The sequence below is a fragment of the Collinsella aerofaciens genome, from assembly GCF_964283865.1.
In the GTDB taxonomy this organism is placed as follows: domain Bacteria; phylum Actinomycetota; class Coriobacteriia; order Coriobacteriales; family Coriobacteriaceae; genus Collinsella.
Genome location: NZ_CAXYLS010000005.1, coordinates 18,718 through 37,137, shown reverse-complemented (window position 1 = coordinate 37,137; position 18,420 = coordinate 18,718). Strand labels below are relative to the sequence as shown.

Genomic DNA, 18,420 nt, shown 5'->3' with positions numbered 1-18,420 from the left:
TATGCGGGCTGTGCCTGGCTATTGCAAAAAAGTCTACTCACTTAGGTTTGAGGGCCGTTCGCTGGCGCCAATTTGCGCTTGTTTGCCGACGCCGCGACCATCAGAAGCCCCTAGGACTCTTGCGGCAGGCGCTTCTTGCCTTTGCGGGCGCGGTTTCTAAAGTTCTCGACGGCCTCTTCCATGCCCAGAGGTACATAGGTGAGCTCATCGAGGTTTTCGGGCAGGTAGCAGGCAAGGCTTTGCTCCTGCGCGCGGCCCGCCGCGAGCTGTTCATTGCTGGGCTGCGCGCCGGGTGTGGCGCAAATGCCATAGACGACGGCACCCATCTCGCGCGTGCGGCATTCGTACTCGGTCTCGGGATGCTCGGGATGGTCGCGGCGGACGTCGTCGCTTACCCAAAGCGTGTCGTAGCCGGCCGCGGCAAACTGCCCCAGGGCGTAGTCGCGCAATGGCTTACTGTCGGTTCGCAGTGTGACGGTGGCGCCGGCTGAAAAGAGCGGGCGGTAGAGCATCAGATGGTCGACATGGACGAGTCGTTTTTTGGCGTACTTGGCCTTGGGCTGCGGCGTGGGAAAGTTAATGGTAATGGCATCGAGCTCGCCTGCGGCAAACAGCTGCGGCAGCGATGCGGCGCCTCGGGGCAGGACGAGTGCGTTGGACAGCTCCTGCTCGCAGATTTTCTGTGCGGCATAGGCGATGCAGATGGGCTCCTGGTCCATACCGATAAAGAGGGTGTTTGGCTCGTGGGCCGCGCGCTCTACAAGGTACGTTCCCTTGCCACAGCCAAGATCCAGGTGAAGGTGTTCGAAGGGCTTGCTGCCAACTGGCGCGCAAGCCTCGCGCCAATCTCCGGCATAGGCCTCGGGGTTCGTCTCAATCGCATCGGCGTAGCGCTCCAGGCGCTCCTCGAGCACAAAGTTCTTAGGCGTGCGAACGTGGACGGCTCCCATGAGGCTCCTTGATCATGAGTATGGAACGCATGGCAGCACGTTCCATCAATGGGTTGAAAAGGGTGGGGCATAGCTTGCCCGAAAGTTGCGGTGCGGCTCGGCGGCAAGTCGCCGATGCCTACAGGCGCTTGAGAATCACGTAACGGTTGAGCTCGCCGCTGCGACCGTCGGCATGGAAGCGCTCAAGCTCGCGCACGGGGACCTCGCCGCTCTTGTAGAATGTGCGCACGCCGCGCACCAGGTCGGTGATCTGCTGATCGTCAAAGTGATGGCAATAGCGGTAGGCGTGGCGGTCGTTTTGCCAGCCAATGAGGTGGTCGCCGGCTTCAAACTGCGCGGAATCGTAACTTTCAAACGGCGGGGTGAGCTCGGCGCGGGCTTCGGCGCGAACGGCCTTGCGCGCCATGCGCTCGTCGTTCATAAACTCCCAAAAGCTGATGGCGATGATGCCGCCTGGGCGCGTCTGGCGCACCAGGGCGTCGAGCACGCGTACGCGGTACTCGCACGACGGCACGTGGTGCATAAAGCCAAAGCAGACCGAGATGTCGGCGAGCGGGGCGTCGAAAAGCACGTCGGGTGTCTCGGCGGGGTTGAGCTTCATGAGGGCATCGAGTACGTCGAGTTCCTGGAAGTGCAGGTTGGGAATGCGCAGGGCGTGACCGTGCGCATCGATAGCCAAATCCTGACACGAGTCAACACCATAGAACTCAAACGGGCAACTGGCGTCTGCCGAGGGGTTTGCGCCGTCGACGCCCTTGGCGGAAAGTGCGCCGCCGGCGGCAAAGTTCTCGAATCGCATGTTGCCGCAGGCAAGATCGAAGACGCGGACGGGATGCTCGATCGTGGCGACGTCGAGCTGCTCGAGCGCTATGTCCATGGTGCGTACCCAGCCGGGCCACGGTGCCTGGCGCGTATCGGAGAAGGAGGCGGAGTGCTCGCGATAGAACGTATTGTTGAGCTGAATGAGCGATGAGGCGAAATCGCGGTTCACGGCGCGGAACTCCCTCCGTTGGCGGTGCGGAATAAACAGTACGACCATACTACCGTTAACGCCGCAACGGGGACAACCGAGCTGCGGGTCATTGCTTTGTTTGGACACATTTCCGCAGCTCATATATGCCCGCAACCGCCGGTTGTCAAAAATCTCACTAGAATAGGTGGCATGCTTTTGGCGGTGGCGGATAGATTTTTAACTGTGCAAGGCGCCTTAAGAACAAAAACGGTCCGGCGGCACGGCTGGCATCGCATAGGAGGAACCATGAATGTAGAAACTGCGCAGCGGCTCGCCGACCTTCGTCGCAGCAAGGGTTTTAGCCAAGAAGGGCTGGCGCGAAAGCTGGGGCTGTCGCGCCAGGCGGTCAGTAAATGGGAGCGTGCGGAGAGCTCGCCCGATACCGAGAACCTGATCTCGCTCGCAAAACTCTATGGCGTGAGTTTGGATGAGCTCCTTAATCCGAGCGATGAGATCGAGGACGATATCGAGTTTGAGAACGAGGACCGCGCCCGTCAGCGCGAGGCCGAGGCAGCGGAGCGCGCCCGTACCCATGAGGCAGCGGCACGTGCTACCGAGGCGGCAACACAGGCGAGTGATGCCGCCGCCAAGGCGGCGCAAGCGGCAAGCTGGAGCGCGCAGGCCGCCAATGCCGCTACGGCGCAGGTGACGAGTGGCGGCGCAGCTGGCTCGACTCCGGTGAAAGGTCCGTTCCAGTCGTTTCCGTATTGGGCCGTGTGCTGGCTGCTGTTCTTTTTGCTGATGTTCCTGTTTGGTGGCTCCTTTGCCGCGCTGATCTTCTTTACAATCCCCATCTATCACTGGGTGGCGCGTGCGCTCGATGGCGATTGGGCACGCGGGGATATTCAGGTTGGTCCGGCGCCGGAGGCGGCTAAGGCTCAGGATGTTTCCGCTGCGGTTGATACTGACGTGGCTTCCTCGACCGCCGCTGAGCCGAGCGCCAAAGAAGGTGATGAATGATGAAGCTCTCGCATGAGTCCAAGGTCCGCCTGGGCGTCGGTATCGGAGCGTTCGTGCTCATCATCGGGCTTATCTTTGGCACTTCGCGGATATTGTTTCATTTTGATGGCCCGTGGGATCTCGGCGATATTGCATCCGGTTTGTCCGGTATGGACGATGTGGTTGACGGGGACGATTCTTTGGATGGCGGTAACTATTCCGCTCAGTCTCGGCAGCTTTCGAGCGAAACGTTTGATGCCGACTCATTCCAGTCCCTTGACCTGGATGTGACATCGGGTGAGGTTGAGATCAAGTGCGTTTCCGGCGGGCAGGTGCGTGTCATCGAGAGCGGTCGTGTTGCAAAGGGGGTAGCTACCTACGATGCTGCCACTCAGAATCTGGCCGAGGTTAAGGGTTCTGCGCTCAAGATTCGCCAGTTCGATTGCGATGACGAGCGCGCCATTGACCGCACGGTTACCGTCGAACTGCCGCGCGAAGTTGCCGATAACATGGTGGGCATTACAGCGAATGTAGGATCGGGCGATCTGACGGTCACGGACATTGCGTGTCATGACCTCAACTTGACTTTGGACTCGGGAGACATCGAGTTTGCGGGCACCGTAACCGACACCTTGGATGCCGAGGTCGGTTCGGGCGATGTGGCGTTCGAGCTCTACCAGGCCCCCGCGAAGTCGATGGACGTAAGCGTGGGCTCGGGCGATGTGGAGATATCGGTTCCGAACTCTACGGGCTTTAAGGCGAGCCTCACCGTGGGCAGCGGTGACTTTGAGAGCGATTTCCTTCCGCTTGGCTACGATGGCGAGACCATATTGAATGCTGAATTCGACAACGGTGACAAGTCTGCAACGTATCGTTTTAAGGTCGGTTCGGGCGACATGTCGTTCGAATCGGTGTGACATGCGGTTTTCGGAGATCGGTGCATATAGGCATGCTCTTTGATGGAGGCGCCGGGGCCGTGACTGGCTCCGGCGCCTTTGCCTTTACAATGGGGGCATGGAACAGATTATTTTGAACATACTCGAGGCTCTGCGTCGCGGCGAGACCGTGGACGACAAGGCACTCGTCAAGCTGATACATGCCGAGGCGCGCCGTGAGGGCGCCGACAAACGCGATTTGGCCAAGCGCCGCCTGCTGCCGTTTTACCAGCGGGTGAAGCGCGAGGAGCCGGCTCGTTGGGCTGGATGGAATGTCGATGCCGATCTGGAACGCCAACTGCTGCAGGTGCTGCGTATGAAGCCGCGCCGAACGGCCTCGGGCGTGGCGACCATTACCGTCATCACCAAGCCCTGGCCATGCTCGGGCGATTGCCTGTTTTGCCCCAACGATCTGCGCATGCCCAAAAGCTACCTGCACGCCGAGCCGGCGTGCGCCCGTGCGGAGCAAAACTGCTTCGATCCGTATCTGCAGGTGAGCGCCCGTTTGACGGCGCTTTCGCAGATGGGGCATGCGACCGACAAGATCGAGCTCATCGTGCTCGGCGGTACCTGGAGCGACTATTCGCAAGGGTATCAGGCATGGTTTATGTCGGAGCTCTTCCGTGCGCTCAATGATGATGCGGTGGCGGGCGTGGCGGCAAACCCCATGTTGGCGCGTCCGGGCATCAGCCGTGCCGAGGCGGGGCGCCTGCTCGATGACGCTCCCGCCGATGCCCTGCCGCCGGTGGTAACAGAGCGCCGCGAGCGCTATCGGGCTGCCGGCATTGCGACAGACGAGGCCAAGCTCGCTGCCGGCGTTGCCGACGAGCAGGAGCGTGTGGATGTTGCCGTGGGCGGCTATAACCGCGCGGTGCGTCGTCTGTACGGCCCCGGTACGCCGTGGGGCGAGGTCACCGAGTGGCAGACGGCAACGATGGAGGAGCTCGAGCGTCAGCAGCGCATCAACGAGACGGCGAAGCATCGCGTGGTGGGACTCGTTATCGAGACGCGCCCCGATGCCGTAACGCCGCAGGCCCTCACGCTTATCCGCCGTCTGGGCTGCACCAAGATTCAGATGGGTATCCAGAGCCTCGACCAGCATTTGCTCGATATCAACGAGCGTCGCATTTCGGTGGCGCAGATCGAGCGGGCGTTTTCGCTTGCGCGCCTGTTTGGCTTTAAGATCCACGCGCATTTTATGCTCAACTTGCTGGGCGCCACGCCCGAGGGGGACAAGCGCGACTACGAGCGCTTTATGACCGAAGGGGCCTTTATGCCCGACGAGGTCAAGGTTTACCCGTGTGCGCTCATCGAGGGCTCGCGTCTGGTGGGCTGCTATGAGCGTGGCGAGTGGCGCCCCTATACCGAGGAAGAGCTGCTCGATGTGCTGGCCGACGACATCGTGGTGACGCCGGCGTTCTGCCGCATCAGCCGTATGATTCGCGACTTTAGCTCCGACGACATCATGGTGGGCAACAAGAAGCCCAACCTACGTCAGCTCGTCGAGAACCGCCTGGCTGCTCGGGGTGACGGTGCGACGGTGCGTGAGATTCGCTATCGCGAGATCAGCACGGCGGGTGCCGACCTGGACGAGTTGACCCTTGATGAGGAAGTGGCGTACGAGACGCCGGTGACTTACGAGCACTTTTTGCAATGGGTGACGCCGCGGGGCAAGATCGCGGGCTTTTTGCGGTTGTCGCTGCCCGATCGCGCTTTTGTTGCCGCGCATGTGGACGAGCTGCCGACGACGCCGGACGAGGCGATGATTCGCGAGGTGCACGTGTACGGTATGGCGGCGCGCGTGGGCGACCAGGGTCAGGCGGCGCAGCACCATGGATTGGGACGTTTGCTCGTGGAGCGTGCGTGCCAGATAGCTCGGGATGCCGGTTATACGCACATCAACGTGATCAGCGCGATTGGTACGCGCGAGTACTATCGCCATCTTGGGTTTTATGACCATGGACTCTATCTGCAGAAGGAGCTCTAGATGAACAAGCCAAGTGTTTCTGCCGGCGTCATTGCCGGCGTTGCCCTGGGAGCCGCGGCGCTTGGTGCGGCCGCCGTCGCTGTTCGCGCTGCCTGTTTGCAGGTCGCGAGGACCCGCAACGGGCTGGCGCGGGTGAAGCGCATGCACAATGAGGGCGGTGACGAGGTCCGTGTGCTCGTGCAGGGCGGCGTCTACCAAAGCGCGAGCTATGTTGGCGATCGTTGGGCGGAGCCGGCCTTTGCGTACTATCGTGCATTTGACGATGTGTTTGAGGCCGAGGATGCAATGCGCGACGCTTATGGTCACGGCATCGACCGCATGCTTATGCTCGGCGGCGGTGGGTTTTCCTATCCCAAGTTTGCACTGTTGTCGCATGAGGGCTTGCGTATGGACGTCATCGAGTATGACGGAGAGATAACGCGCTTGGCGCGCCGTTGGTTCTATCTGGATGAACTGGAGCACACGGTGGGCGATCGCCTGCGGGTGATTACCGCCGAGGCTCGCTCGTATCTGGGTGTGACGAGCGTGGGCCATCGTCGCTACGACGTCGTTGTGAGCGACTGCTTTGGCGGTGCCGAGCCTGTGCGCGAGCTGGCGACCGTTGAGGCGCTGCGCCTGGTGCGGGGCAGCCTGAATGCCGGCGGCATCTACGTTGCCAATATCGTGAGCGCAAACGAGGGGAGCGATGTGACGTTCCTGCGCGATTGCGTTGCCACGGCACTTGAGGTGTTCAACCGCGCTTGGGTGGCGCCTTGTGGCGATACGGAGTTCGGCGGCGAGGAGAACTACCTGCTCATCGCCAGCGACGGCGACTACGCCTTTGCCGAAGCCGTGCCCTTCGACACCGACTTCCTCGGCACCGTCCTTCACGACAAGTAAGTCTCCCCGTCCCAAAAAAGACTGGTCTTAGGCGTGGTCGCGCCAGCCGAGAACGCGCTGCTTCATACCCTCGATGTCGAGCACGCCTTCGGCAAAGCCCTTGCGCACGAGCTCTTCGGGAACAAACTCGTCGTAGCGGTCAAAGTAAGGCACCTCGCCAGGATAGACGAGCTCGATGGGATCGAAGTCCTTTTCGGCCTCGGCGGCGAGCACCTCAAAGAACGTCTCCTCGTCGGCCTTCATCTTAAACTGCATAAAGTACGGGCGTGACGGATCGAGCCCGCGAAGGCCCAGCTCCGCGGCACATTTAATCTTGAGCATGCGCTCGAGCGCCAAAAAGGCGTAGCTGCCCAGCCAGGGGAAGAGCACCCAGGTATCGCCGCCCAGGTTAATGAGCGGCTTGGTTCCCGCCCCCGAAATCTCGGCGGTATGACGAGCCTGCGCCAAGCGGGCCCGTGCGTTACCCATAAGGTACGGATATGTCGCGTGCTCGTTGAGCGCCTTGCGCATGCGCTCGAGCACATGCGTGTTAATGTCGCCGGGGCAGTCGCCAAAGTAGGCCGGCACCCGGCCCTTGACCTGCGTGGCAAAGACAGTGTGGCGCTTCCAGTCCACTTCCTCGACAATCCAACAGTGTCCGGCGATGGCGATGCGCTCACCGGGCGGGGGCGGATTAACGATCGTGCCCAGCTCGGCCGATTCGCTCCGGACGGTAAACTCCTCGTTTTCCTGGAACACGGCGTAGAACTTAAAGTTGTTGATGATGCGCTCGCCCGCGAGACCCACGATGAGCCCGCCACCTTCGGTGACCTGGATATGGTCGATCTTAATGAGGTGACGTAGCAGCACGCGGTAATCGTCTGCCGAGACACGGTGGAAATAGCTGAGCGTGAGCACGCGCTGGGCAAGTTCGGCCGGCGTGAGCTCGCCGGTGCTGGTGAGGGTCGACATAGTCTGGTGATAGAGCAGGCTGTAGGGGAGACGATCGAGCTTGGGTGGCTCGACCCACTTTTCCTCGCGATAGAGTTGTACGAGCGCGATACCCTGCAGGAGCTTCCAGGGAATGGTTTCGGGCATCATCGTGCGCGGCTCGGGCTCTTCCTCGCGCATGACAAACCACATCTCGGGCGGAAGATCGCGACGGCCCGTGCGCCCCATGCGCTGCAAAAAGGAGCTAACGGTAAACGGCGCGTCAATCTGGAAGGCGCGCTCCAGGCGGCCGATATCGATACCGAGCTCCAACGTAGAGGTGGTGACGGTTGTCTGCGTCTGCTCCTCGTCGCGCATGAGCTCCTCGGCCGTCTCGCGTAGCGATGCCGAAAGATTGCCGTGATGGATGAGAAAACGGTCGGGCTCGTGCCGGCTCTCGCAGTAGCTGCGCAGCATGGAGCACACGGCCTCTGCCTCCTCGCGCGAGTTGGCAAAGACCAGGCATTTGCGGCCGCGCGTATGCTCAAAGATATAGCCCATGCCGGGGTCGGCGTTGTCGGGCGCCGTGTCGGTGGGGTTGAGAAGCGCCTGCTCGGTCGCTCGTGGGATGTCGACTTCGCCCTCGGGGGCCGAGGAAGTGCGACGGTCTTTGGGAGCGGCCTTGCCCCGCGCCTGCTCACGACGTTGACGGTGTTCTTCCTGTGTAAGCTGTCCGCTGTGGCACATGTCTTGTCCGGATGCGGGCAGCGCCGCGGGCGCCGCCGTCTCAATACGCTCGCAAGCAAGCACCTCGGCTTCTTGTGGACCTGTGCCTACGAATCCTCGTTGCTGAGCCTGGGGGCCCGAGTTGTAGAAGTGCTCCATGGAGATGCGCCACACGCGGTGCGGTTCCTCAAAGCGGGGGATAACGCAGTCGCGCCCCGTTCCCTGCGAGAGAAAGGCGCCCGTGCGCTCGGGGTCGCCGATGGTGGCCGAAAGGCCAATGCGGCGGGGCTGCACGCCTGCCATGCGCGAGAGGCGCTCGATAAGACAGAGCGTCTGCCCGCCGCGGTCGCCGCGCATGAGCGAATGGACTTCGTCGATAACCACATAGCGCAGGTCGCAAAACATGCGCGGGATCGCCATGTGCTTATGGATCAGGAGCGCCTCGAGCGACTCGGGCGTAATCTGTAGGATGCCGCTCGGTTTTTTGATGAGTTTGGCCTTGTGTGATTGCGAGACATCGCCATGCCAGTGCCAGACGGGGATATCGGCTTCTTCGCACAGGTCGTTGAGGCGGACGAATTGGTCGTTGATGAGCGCCTTGAGGGGGCCAATGTAGAGGGCGCCCACGCTTGCGGGCGGGTTCTCCCAAAACTCGGTCAGGATGGGAAAGAAGGCTGCCTCGGTTTTGCCGGAAGCCGTGGATGCCGTCAGGAGCACATTATCTTGCGTGTTAAAGATGGCATCAGCTGCTGCAACCTGGATAGAGCGTAGGCTCTCCCAATCGTGGGAGTAGATGAAGTCTTGGATAAACGGGGCGTAGCGGTCAAAGGCGTTCACGGGGCCTCCTTTCAACAACGAATCTCTCAACGCGGCTGGCAACGGCTTGCTGCATTACTGCTTCAACGTTTGCCCAGATAAAACCTGCCAAAATAAACCTGTCCCTTTTTGGTAGGTTAGATGGTGAACTCGGCGAAGTTACGGTCGCCGCCTGCGGTGCCGGTGTCGCCTGTTGCGGCTGCCGGCGCCAGCGCGTCGCCGCCGACGCTTTGCAGCAGCTCGGCCACATTTGCATCGGGGTTCTGACACAGGATATCGAGCAGCTCGATAAAGTCACGGATAACCTCACGCGGCGTCAAGTGCGTATCGGTTCCCACGCGGCCGAACTCAATCTTGAGAAAGTCCACCAAGTCGTTTTCGGCAAGCGTGGGCGTCCAGCCAAAGTAGCCGGCATGGATCTGCATGAGTTTTTCGATGAGCACCAGTAGCTCCTCGTAGGTGAGTGGCTGCAGGCGGATGATGGGCGCGAGCATGTCCTTAAGGTCTTCGCGCGCAAAGCGGCCCTGAGCGAGTCGGCTGCGCAGGGCCTCGTAGGAGAACACGCCGCGGCGGCGGTCTTCGATGGAGGTTGGCGTGCCGCCCATGATCATGCCCAGGTACTGCGCCTTGCCCTGGAGCGTGTCGTTGTACATAGTCAGGATCTTCTCGTAGTTGTATTGGCGCGTGATGGCGTTGGGAATCTTATACAGATTCACGAGCTCGTCGATGAGCACCAGCATGCCCTTGTAGCCACTGCAAACCAAAAAGCGCGCAATGAGCTTAACGTAGTCGTACCAGTCGTCATCGCTGATGATGGTCGAGGAGCCCAGCTCGGCGCGTGCCTCGCTCTTGGTGCGGTATTCGCCGCGAATCCATTTGGTCACGCGGCTCATGGTCTCTTCGTCGCCCCCGGATGCGGCCATGCGATAGCGGCGGAGCATGCGGGTGAAGTCGAAGCCGTGGACCATCTCCTCGAGCGGGGCCAGTTGGGCATTGACGACCGACTCGTCGACGTCGGCACACGAGGCGACCCAGCGATCCAGAATAAGGTTGAGCGCACCGCCCTCGGGGCGCGTCTTGGTCGATATATTGCGGATGAGCTCGCGGTAGGTGGCAAGGCCCTGTCCCTGACCGCCCTGCAGGCGGCGCTCGGGCGACAGGTCGGCATCAGCGACGACGAACCCCTCGCCCATGGCGTGCGTGCGGATAGTCTGGAGCAAAAAGCTCTTGCCGGCGCCGTAACGACCGACCAGAAAGCGGAAGCTCGCGCCACCGTCGGCGATGAGACTCAGATCGGTGAGCAGGGCGCGGATCTCGACCTCGCGCCCTACGGTGATGTAAGGAAGGCCGATGCGCGGGACCACGCCGCCCTTGAGCGAGTTGAGAATGACGGCAGCGACGCGCTTGGGCACGCGAGGTGCTGCGGATGCGGTATCACTCATGGTCTAGGTATCCTCTCACGTCTGCTTCGTAGTCCTCGATAATCTGCGGCCCTGCTGCGCTAAATTCAATTACGGTGTCGCCCACCAGGTCAAAGAGCGCCTCGTTGATGGTATCGACGAGCATGTCCTCGCTCTGCTCCGATTGCACTACCGCCGATTCCGCCTGTACTGCGTTGTGCTCGAGCAGAGCGCGGAGATAGGCGTTTGCGGCGGGCGCGAGTTCGTTTGTGGCGTCAGCGGGCGTAGCAGCTGCGAACGTGGGCGTCGGCGCGAGAAGCGGTGCCACGACACCAAACTGTTCGGTGGATATGGTCGGCTCGTCGGACTCGTCCTGCCCTGCAGCCGCCGCGACCGCCTCGACCATCGCGTCGGCTACGGGCTCGGCTTCCGGTTGCCCTGAGTCCGCTGCCTCGGCTTCTGCGGACGAGCCGTCCTCGCGTTCCTCGTCGATCAAAAGCGCCTCGCGCGTTTGTGCGGCGGCGCTCCGAATATGCCCCAGCTGACTCAGATCGATATCGATCTTGACGGGCTGGTGTGCGGCGTCCCACGAAAGCCATGCCACAATCTCGTCATCGATAATCTTGGCCAGATATTTGGGGACCTTTTCTTCCTTAAGGGGATGGGCAGGGTCCAGCGCCAGGCGCAGGCGTTGGTCGCAGGCGCGCATCATTTCACCGAGCTTGCTGCTCTTTTGCCTACTACCGTGGATACGCATGCATTCCCAAAAGCCGTTTTGGCAACGGTAGATATGGATGGGGTCCAGACGGTATTCGCAGTCCTCGTGGCGCTCGGGCGCAAAGAATACGGCCGAGGCAAACATGGTGTAGGGCATTGCCGTCTCCTCCCCAAATAAACTTGCCACGATGCCGGTCTTTCGGTGCGTGTCATAGTAGCGCGCCATGCGGACATACACGGCGCACGCCACGTGGCGCAGATCGCGGTGGTGGCTGCGGTCGAGCCGCGAGCTACTTAGGTTGTACGTGGAGAGGGCGTTGATGGCGGCCATGAGTCGCTCCTCGCGCACCTCATCGGGCGGAAGGGGGAGCGTGGGCTCGGAGGTTTTGCGACGCTTAGGGGTCTGGCCGGACGGTGCCGGTACAAGGTCTCGTGCCGCGCGCCGCAGTTCGATAAGGGCGTTATCGAACATGACGGTTTTAGAGTCGCGAAGCAGCTTGGGGTCGAGCCCGTGGAACACGGCGTAATCTTGCAGCCACACGCGCGCAAACCGGTCGATGCCGGGCTCGAAGGCGCGATAGACATCCCAAAAAGCCCTGATCTTGTTAAAACCATCGAGTGGATCATCTACGCCAATGCCGCAGATCAGCTCATAGAGATACAGAAAGGCAAAGGACGTAGACGTTTCCTCGACGGTTCCGCGGCGCACTTGGGCACGCCAGGTAAAGTAGCCGCGCAGCTGCCGGTCGCTCATGGCGTTGTAGGTGGGAAAGTACGACTTAAAGGTGCCGTTGTAGGGACAGTCGTCCTCAAAGTCGGCCATCAGCAGGCCCTGGCGGTAAAAAAGCTCGGCTTCCGAAAGCCAGCGGCCCGCACCGCCCTTGGGGTCATCCTGCCAGCGCGATATCTCGCGCATTTTACGGTACTGGTCGGGGAGGAAATTCTGCATCTGTCGGCCGGTTTTGAGAATCGGCTCGTCTGCGTAGGTTTCGCTTGAGAAGCGGGCGGACTGATGGGTCCGGGCCTCGGCCATGATGCGCTCGATGAGCATCTTGATGTCCTGGTCGGCCACCGCTCCTCCTCTCGAACACAGCTACGGTGACCTCATATCATAGCACAGCATCAAACAGATGTTCGAGATGCCGCTGCGTTGATAGATTTAGAACAGGAGGGCGTAGATGACGGCGATGACGACGGAGGGAAGCATATTGGCCGTGCGGAAGGTCTGAGGACGGATGAGGTTGACGCCGACACAGAAGATGAGCATGGAACCTACGAGCGAAAGGCTGTTGAGGGCAGCTGTGGTCATGATGGGGGAGAGCGCGCCGGCAAACAACGTGATCGTCCCCTGGAACACGGCGACGGGCAGGGCCGAGAAGATGCAGCCGCGGCCAAGCGAGGCCGTCATGGTGCAGACGATGATGCAGTCCAGTGCGCCCTTGAGGGCAAGCGTTGACCAGTCGCCGAGCAGACCGTCCTGGATCGATCCCACAATGGCCATGGCGCCAATGCACACGGTGAGTGAAGTCGAGACAAAAGCGTTGGTGAACTCGTTATCGCCCTCACTGCCAGTCTTGCGCTTGAGCCATTCGCCAAGGTTCTCGATGGCGGCTTCCAAGTTGACGGCCTCGCCGATGAGCGAGCCGAGCGCAAATGAGACGATGAGCATGGTGGTACCGGTGGTCGCTAGCGCCTTTCCATCGATGATGAGCATCTTTTGCATGGTGCCGCCCAGGCCGATAAACAGGACGCACAGCCCCGATGCTTTCATGAGCGTGTCTTGGATGCGCGGTGTAATGAAGCGGCCGCCCGCTAATCCCAAAAGACCGCCCGCAACTAAAAGCGCAACGTTGATGATTGTTCCCAAGCCCGGCATGAGCCCTCCTGTATTGATGCCAACGTGGCAATCGTAGCAGAACGAAATGCGAGGCACATCGCGACTCATCTAATACGTTATATAAGTGGTATTAGGAATGATGCGCAGCATTTAAGCCTCAGGTGGTTGTCGGGACATAGGGGTAGTAGTCAAAGCGCAGTGTCATAAGCCGCTGCGGGGATTCAATAGCCGCGGCGATGATATTGGCATCGCGGGCACGATCAAACCCTTCGAGTTCGATCTGATACGAGACGTCTTGCATAATGTCCAGACGTCGCCAGGCTAGAAGTGTGTCGCCATCGAATTCCAAGGTCTTGCCTCCGTCTGGGGCAACGGCGTATAGACGCAGTTTAGCGGTGGTTGCAGGGTCGACAACCGTGACCTTTTTAATTTCGTTTCGAGTATTCTTGGCGCCCAACAAGGTGAGCAGTGTTGGGGCCACGACCTCGCCCGATGGCAAAAAGACGACTTCGATGGATTCGGGAAATGCGATGATGGCCGACTTGCGGACGGGCTGATTGGCGGCGGCAACTTCGATGTTTGCAGCATCGATGACCTCTGTGTGGTCGAGGGCGGCAAGCACGCAGCAGTTACCTTCATCGATCTCCTGAGGATCAGCAAGCCCCAGACTGTCCGCGAGCTCGGGATCGTTTGGACCGGTAGCGGGCTCATTCGGTGCTTCGAAAGAAGCTGGGACGCTGTTTGTCGGCGACGGCGTGTCGCCCGCACCTGCTTCTTTGTCCGTGCTCTCTTCTTGTATGGTTGCGTTGATGGGTTCGTCGTTTGAGGGGAGCGTCTTGGCGTCAAGCGCGGAGGGGACAATCCCGACGGCTCCGGATCCGTTCCACTCCATCTCGAGAAGCGCCGGGTCGGCAAGAATGCGTTGCCTGCCTAGCGTGTGGGTATCGATCGCAATAGGGCCTGCCTCCGTCCCGCGCGTAAGGCTGAGCGATCCGGCTGGCTTCTCGAAATGAATGTCTGTGTCTTCGGTGCTGGCGGCGTAGAACAGCAGGGATGCTTCTCCCGCCGCGATGGCATCGGTGCCCGCCTTGGTCAGCCGCAGCGATGCCGTGAATGAGAGGGTGGGCTGCACATCGTCTGCATTCGCGGCGGCGCAGCCCAGACATATACCGCCTCCTTTCTCGAAAAACGCACCGTCGAAGGCGACCTTCGCTCCGTTCGCCGAGTCATCGACCGAAGCGATATCGATGCGCAACCCCAAATCGCACGGATCGCCATCTGCATCGAGCACAATCGAGCGCCACGTGCAGACGGCGCACCCCGCCTGGGAGCCGTTTGCCTTGTTCGAACGATTGATATCCACGACTATCGAGCCGTCCGTATTACGACGAAGGCATCCCGAGGTTGAGATTGCGGCCTGTGCGAACGAAAAACGCTTGCACGCAATGGCGCTCGACGGATTTGGTGCGGAGCTTAGGGCTGCTGGTAAGGAGTCTGCCATGACGGGAGTCGCCCAAGCGGCGACAGGCGTTCCGGTTGCGAGCGCGCCGCAGAGTGCGACGACGGGCAAAAGGTTCTTCGATGCCATGGGGTCTCCTTAGCTAATTTAGTGCGGCCTGTCCGTGTTTCGTTTCTGGCTGCGTTTGATGTGCAGACCGAGGCCGGCGGTTCCCGCGCCTGCTGTCGTGGCGCCTGCTGCCAAGAGCCATCGTCTGTCGTCTGTCTGTGCCAACGGTTCCTTGCAGTTGCCGCGGTCGAGCTCCGAGAGGTCGACCGTCACCTGCGTGGCGGCCTGCGCCTGTTCTTGCTGGGCAAAGGCCATGGCTGGCCCAAACGCTAGGATACTGACGGCGGTGGCCAGGGCGACGGCCTTATGCCGTGTGCGCACCGGGCTCGACCGTCCAGGTGATCGTTGCAACTTGATCGCCTTCGCCGGTTACGCGGAAGATGTCGCGCGTGACGCGGGCGACGTTTCCGCTTGTCTTGAGCTTAATTTTGTCCGTGCCGCCGGCAATGCCCTGGTAGCCCATGTCGAAGGCTGCATTCTTGGAAAGATCGAGGCCCGTCTCCTGCATTGCGGCGCTGGCGTTCTGGAGTGCGCCGTTGGGGCCGACCTTAAAGTCGATGGAATTCTGCGCGGTTCCGGCCTTGGCGTCGGCGGCAATGGTCCAGGTGTTCATGGCGTCGATCTTCATGTTGGTGACATGGATGCCGTAGGCCGAATGATTGTCGATGGTGGTCGCGTCTTCTGAGGGGCCCTGAAGCGTGCCGTCGGCCTTGGCGACGAAGGGAATAACCGTCGGAACTTTGAACTCTACGTTGTCGATCTCGGTCCTGACCATTACTTTTGTGGTTCCAACGCGCCCGGCTGCCAGAGCTGGCGTCGGGGCGGCGCCCATTGCGAGCGAGAGCGCGAGCCCTGCGCCCACGACGAGCGCTCTGGCTCCGTTCATGTTCCTGGTGATGTCCATGGTCGTTCCTTTCTATTCGCCGCGGGCCGTCCCCGCGATGATTGGACGAATGCTGGTGAATTGCGTGCGGTGCCGCGTCGGTCGAAAAAGCTAGTTCTCGGCTTGCTCAACCCGTACCTTGACACGTGTCGGATTGCCGTGGCTGTCGAGGGTCTTGGCATCGAGTGCCTGGATCTCGATGTATGCCTCGCCTTCTTTGATGTCGCCGGCGGGGCACGTCTCGATTGTCTTGCCGGTCTCGACCACACCGGATTCGTACATGGTCTCGTCGTTTTGGATGACGCGGAATCGCTGGGGAAATTTATTGTCTTGGACGTTTTGCACGTTGACGCGCAGCTTGCCGTCCTCCTGTAGCTGAGCGACCGGCGCGACCGAAATCGTCATCATGTTGTCGCGGACGATGGCATCGAGCTCATCTTGGATTTCTTGTCGCGATTTACCCTCTGCCGTCGTGACTGAGGCGCCCGCTTCGGGCACGGGCTGCGACTGCCAGGCGTATAGTCCTACGGCGACAAGGGCGCAGACGATAGCCAGACAGACAACGACGAGTTTCTTGCGACGCCCCAGTCCTGCGAGGCGGGGCGGCTTCTTCGCACTCATGCGGCGTCCTTGGTGGTGTAGACACGTGCGAACGTGGACGGGTCCGCTCCAAAGAGCATGTGAAGCATCAGGCGGCGCGAGTAGATGAGCTCGTCAAAGTCGTGAGGGAGCTCGATGTCGTGGATACGCGCGATGTGGTGGGCGAGCGCCGAGAACGACTCGGGGTCGCAGATAACATCGGTGGTGACGTGGTAGACCGCCGTTTCGGGGAACGCCTCTTCGTCGAAAGGCAGGAGATAGGGATCGTCGTCGACCTCGATGGCGACGCCGTACTGGGGCCAGTAATATGCCATGGGAACCTCCCTGCTTCTGGGGCCAAAACTTCTATCGGTTTTGGCTGTCGACGCCGACCGTATCAGCCGCTACTTGACCAATTTCTGACCAAATGCTTGACGGATTGACATCTCCGCAGGTAAAAGATGGAAATAATTACTTCAACTTTTTTCGAGCGACAATCGAGCGGTCGGCGACGGCGGGGCGATATTTGTCAAAAGCATCGTCTGCCGAGGAAATCCAGCCGCTCGCCGAATTGCGCAAACGTAAAAATCGCCAATTATGGAGACGGTTTCGAACACGTCGACGAAACGATGCGGTAACATCTCCCTGCAAACACTGTAGTTAGATAAAGGGGGAGTTCGCGTGTCTGCAACCATCAAACCCTTCACCGACGAGTTCGAAGAGTATGGCCGCGACGAATCTCGCGCATCGGGCGAAGCATCGAGCATCTCGTTTCCGACAACGGAAGACGAGGTCCGTGCCATTTTGGAAACGCTCCATGCCGAGCGTGTCCCGGTAACGGTTCAGGGCGCCCGAACCGGCCTTGCCGCCGGTGCCGTGCCCCACGGTGGGCATATCCTCAATACTTCCCGTATGAATCGCTACTTGGGCCTTCGCCGCGATGAACAAGGCCAATTTCTGCTGCGCGTGGAGCCGGGCGTTGTGCTCTCGGAGCTGCGTAAGCAGCTGAGCAAGAAGGTACTGCCGACCGCTGGTTGGGACCAGGCATCGCTTGAGGCCTACGAGGAGTTCCAAGAGTCCCCCGAGCAGTTCTTTCCCACCGATCCCACCGAGGCATCTGCCTGTCTGGGCGGCATGGCGGCATGCAACGCCTCAGGCGCCCGCAGCTACGCTTACGGTCCCATGCGCCCGCATATCACGGGACTCCACGTCGCGCTGGCTGATGGCGATTTGCTTGAGCTTCAGCGCGGCGAGGCTTTTGCCCAGGACCGCCACCTGTCGCTCGTGACGGCAGCGGGCCGTACGCTCGAGCTCGATCTTCCCGGCTATACCATGCCCGAGACAAAAAATGCCTCAGGCTATTTCGTTGCGGACGATATGGACGCCATCGACCTCTTTATCGGCGCGTGCGGCACGCTCGGCGTCATTACCGAGCTCGAGATCGCCCTGCAGGCGGCACCTTCGGTCGTATGGGGTGTGAGTTGCTTTTTCGATAGCGAGGACAAGGCGGTGTCCTTTACCGATTCCGTGCGCCCTGTCCTGTCCCATGCGGCTGCCATCGAGTACTTCGATGCTGGCGCCCTGGATATTCTACGTCGCCAGCGCGAGCAGTCGACGGCGTTTGCCTCGCTGCCGGCGCTCGACGACGAGGCAAAGGTCTGTGTCTACGTGGAGCTCGACTGCGACGACGAGGCGCAGGCGACCGAGGAGCTGTACCACCTGGGATGGGTGCTGGAGCTTGCGGGCGGCCGCGACGATGCGACATGGGTCGCCCGCACCGAAGTCGATCGCGAGTGCCAGCGGTTCTTCCGCCACGCGGTGCCTGAGAGCGTCAACATGCTTATCGACGAGCGCCGCCGCACGGATCCCACTATCACCAAGTTGGGCTCGGACATGTCGGTGCCCAATGCATGCCTTGCCGATGTCATGGCCCTCTATCGCCGCACGCTGGCCGAAAGCGGGCTTGAGTCTGCTGCCTGGGGACACATCGGGAACAACCATCTGCATGTGAACATCCTGCCGCGCGATGCGCAAGACTACCGTCGTGGTGGAGAACTCTTTGCCCAGTGGGCTTCCGAGGTCACGGCCATGGGCGGTGCCGTTTCTGCCGAACACGGCGTCGGCAAGATCAAGGCGGGCTTCTTGGAGACGATGTACGGCCACGAGGCCATGGTCGAGTCGGCGCGTCTCAAACTCCAGCTCGATCCTGCCGGCCAGCTGGGTCGCGGCAACCTGTTTACGGAGAAGCTCTTGGATGAACTCGTTCAGAAAGGGGGCGCGTGAA

Annotated in this window: 16 protein-coding genes; 5 read left to right on the top strand and 11 right to left on the bottom strand. The window is 60.8% G+C overall.

The genetic code is table 11. From position 1 onward, the window contains the following. Positions 1–110: 110 nt before the first annotated feature. Both trmB and ACRX4W_RS04775 read right to left on the bottom strand, forming a co-directional pair. On the bottom strand, positions 111–950 hold the full coding sequence (trmB, locus tag ACRX4W_RS04780; protein WP_117647468.1) for a tRNA (guanine(46)-N(7))-methyltransferase TrmB: 840 nt from the start codon (positions 948–950) through the stop codon (positions 111–113). A gap of 118 nt (positions 951–1,068) precedes the next feature. Continuing rightward, the gene (locus tag ACRX4W_RS04775; RefSeq protein ID WP_117563514.1) at positions 1,069–1,941 is read right to left on the bottom strand and encodes a class I SAM-dependent methyltransferase; all 873 of its coding nucleotides are present in this window, start codon (positions 1,939–1,941) and stop codon (positions 1,069–1,071) included. Positions 1,942–2,208: 267 nt separating this feature from the next. Between ACRX4W_RS04775 and ACRX4W_RS04770 the strand changes: the two genes are divergently transcribed. The 4 genes from ACRX4W_RS04770 to ACRX4W_RS04755 all read left to right on the top strand — a co-directional run bounded on the left by ACRX4W_RS04770 (position 2,209) and on the right by ACRX4W_RS04755 (position 6,702). Next, a complete protein-coding gene (locus tag ACRX4W_RS04770; RefSeq protein ID WP_117640543.1) occupies positions 2,209–2,922 on the top strand; it encodes a helix-turn-helix domain-containing protein in 714 nt (237 codons plus the stop codon). Then, positions 2,922–3,818 (top strand): DUF4097 family beta strand repeat-containing protein, encoded by an 897-nt coding sequence (locus ACRX4W_RS04765; RefSeq protein WP_158549067.1) that lies wholly within the window; start codon positions 2,922–2,924, stop codon positions 3,816–3,818. Before ACRX4W_RS04770 ends, ACRX4W_RS04765 begins: the two co-directional genes overlap by 1 nt. A 97-nt stretch (positions 3,819–3,915) precedes the next feature. Next, positions 3,916–5,823, top strand: coding sequence for an elongator complex protein 3 (locus ACRX4W_RS04760; protein ID WP_117840168.1), 1,908 nt, complete (start codon positions 3,916–3,918; stop codon positions 5,821–5,823). Beyond that, entirely contained in the window at positions 5,824–6,702 is an 879-nt protein-coding gene (locus tag ACRX4W_RS04755; RefSeq protein WP_432299423.1) for a spermidine synthase, read from the top strand. A 27-nt stretch (positions 6,703–6,729) separates the two neighbouring features. Here ACRX4W_RS04755 and ACRX4W_RS04750 read toward each other — a convergent pair whose 3' ends face one another. The 9 genes from ACRX4W_RS04750 to ACRX4W_RS04710 all read right to left on the bottom strand — a co-directional run bounded on the left by ACRX4W_RS04750 (position 6,730) and on the right by ACRX4W_RS04710 (position 16,471). After that, a complete protein-coding gene (locus ACRX4W_RS04750; protein ID WP_117563508.1) occupies positions 6,730–9,174 on the bottom strand; it encodes a DEAD/DEAH box helicase in 2,445 nt (814 codons plus the stop codon). A gap of 116 nt (positions 9,175–9,290) precedes the next feature. After that, complete coding sequence (locus ACRX4W_RS04745) at positions 9,291–10,595, bottom strand: ATP-binding protein (RefSeq protein WP_117582895.1); 1,305 nt, start codon at positions 10,593–10,595, stop codon at positions 9,291–9,293. Further along, the gene (locus tag ACRX4W_RS04740) at positions 10,588–12,342 is read right to left on the bottom strand and encodes a TerB N-terminal domain-containing protein (RefSeq protein ID WP_432299421.1); all 1,755 of its coding nucleotides are present in this window, start codon (positions 12,340–12,342) and stop codon (positions 10,588–10,590) included. The genes ACRX4W_RS04745 and ACRX4W_RS04740 overlap by 8 nt, the downstream gene beginning before the upstream one ends. A gap of 87 nt (positions 12,343–12,429) precedes the next feature. Next, positions 12,430–13,146, bottom strand: a complete 717-nt coding sequence (locus tag ACRX4W_RS04735) for a DUF554 domain-containing protein (protein ID WP_197032801.1) — start codon at positions 13,144–13,146, stop codon at positions 12,430–12,432. A gap of 118 nt (positions 13,147–13,264) precedes the next feature. Next, complete coding sequence (locus ACRX4W_RS04730) at positions 13,265–14,695, bottom strand: hypothetical protein (RefSeq protein ID WP_117563506.1); 1,431 nt, start codon at positions 14,693–14,695, stop codon at positions 13,265–13,267. Between the two features lie 18 nt (positions 14,696–14,713). Next, positions 14,714–14,929: a hypothetical protein gene (locus ACRX4W_RS04725; RefSeq protein WP_147325407.1), complete on the bottom strand. Its 216-nt coding sequence runs from the start codon at positions 14,927–14,929 to the stop codon at positions 14,714–14,716. Positions 14,930–14,978: 49 nt separating this feature from the next. Further along, entirely contained in the window at positions 14,979–15,578 is a 600-nt protein-coding gene (locus ACRX4W_RS04720) for a hypothetical protein (protein WP_117563504.1), read from the bottom strand. Positions 15,579–15,668: 90 nt separating this feature from the next. After that, entirely contained in the window at positions 15,669–16,178 is a 510-nt protein-coding gene (locus ACRX4W_RS04715; RefSeq protein WP_117647479.1) for a cell division protein FtsQ/DivIB, read from the bottom strand. Next, entirely contained in the window at positions 16,175–16,471 is a 297-nt protein-coding gene (locus ACRX4W_RS04710; protein ID WP_117563502.1) for a hypothetical protein, read from the bottom strand. Before ACRX4W_RS04710 ends, ACRX4W_RS04715 begins: the two co-directional genes overlap by 4 nt. A 346-nt stretch (positions 16,472–16,817) precedes the next feature. Here ACRX4W_RS04710 and ACRX4W_RS04705 point away from each other — a divergent pair, with 346 nt between their 5' ends. Then, positions 16,818–18,419, top strand: coding sequence for an FAD-binding oxidoreductase (locus ACRX4W_RS04705; protein ID WP_117840165.1), 1,602 nt, complete (start codon positions 16,818–16,820; stop codon positions 18,417–18,419). Position 18,420: the final 1 nt, after the last annotated feature.

Excerpts from the sequence above, each read along its gene's own strand:
- trmB (WP_117647468.1), bottom strand. The coding sequence starts at position 950 with ATGGGAGCCGTCCACGTTCGCACGCCTAAGAACTTTGTGCTCGAGGAG.
- ACRX4W_RS04770 (WP_117640543.1), top strand. The coding sequence starts at position 2,209 with ATGAATGTAGAAACTGCGCAGCGGCTCGCCGACCTTCGTCGCAGCAAG.
- ACRX4W_RS04765 (WP_158549067.1), top strand. The coding sequence starts at position 2,922 with ATGAAGCTCTCGCATGAGTCCAAGGTCCGCCTGGGCGTCGGTATCGGA.
- ACRX4W_RS04760 (WP_117840168.1), top strand. The coding sequence starts at position 3,916 with ATGGAACAGATTATTTTGAACATACTCGAGGCTCTGCGTCGCGGCGAG.
- ACRX4W_RS04755 (WP_432299423.1), top strand. The coding sequence starts at position 5,824 with ATGAACAAGCCAAGTGTTTCTGCCGGCGTCATTGCCGGCGTTGCCCTG.
- ACRX4W_RS04745 (WP_117582895.1), bottom strand. The coding sequence starts at position 10,595 with ATGAGTGATACCGCATCCGCAGCACCTCGCGTGCCCAAGCGCGTCGCT.
- ACRX4W_RS04735 (WP_197032801.1), bottom strand. The coding sequence starts at position 13,146 with ATGCCGGGCTTGGGAACAATCATCAACGTTGCGCTTTTAGTTGCGGGC.
- ACRX4W_RS04730 (WP_117563506.1), bottom strand. The coding sequence starts at position 14,695 with ATGGCATCGAAGAACCTTTTGCCCGTCGTCGCACTCTGCGGCGCGCTC.
- ACRX4W_RS04725 (WP_147325407.1), bottom strand. The coding sequence starts at position 14,929 with ATGGCCTTTGCCCAGCAAGAACAGGCGCAGGCCGCCACGCAGGTGACG.
- ACRX4W_RS04720 (WP_117563504.1), bottom strand. The coding sequence starts at position 15,578 with ATGGACATCACCAGGAACATGAACGGAGCCAGAGCGCTCGTCGTGGGC.
- ACRX4W_RS04715 (WP_117647479.1), bottom strand. The coding sequence starts at position 16,178 with ATGAGTGCGAAGAAGCCGCCCCGCCTCGCAGGACTGGGGCGTCGCAAG.
- ACRX4W_RS04710 (WP_117563502.1), bottom strand. The coding sequence starts at position 16,471 with ATGGCATATTACTGGCCCCAGTACGGCGTCGCCATCGAGGTCGACGAC.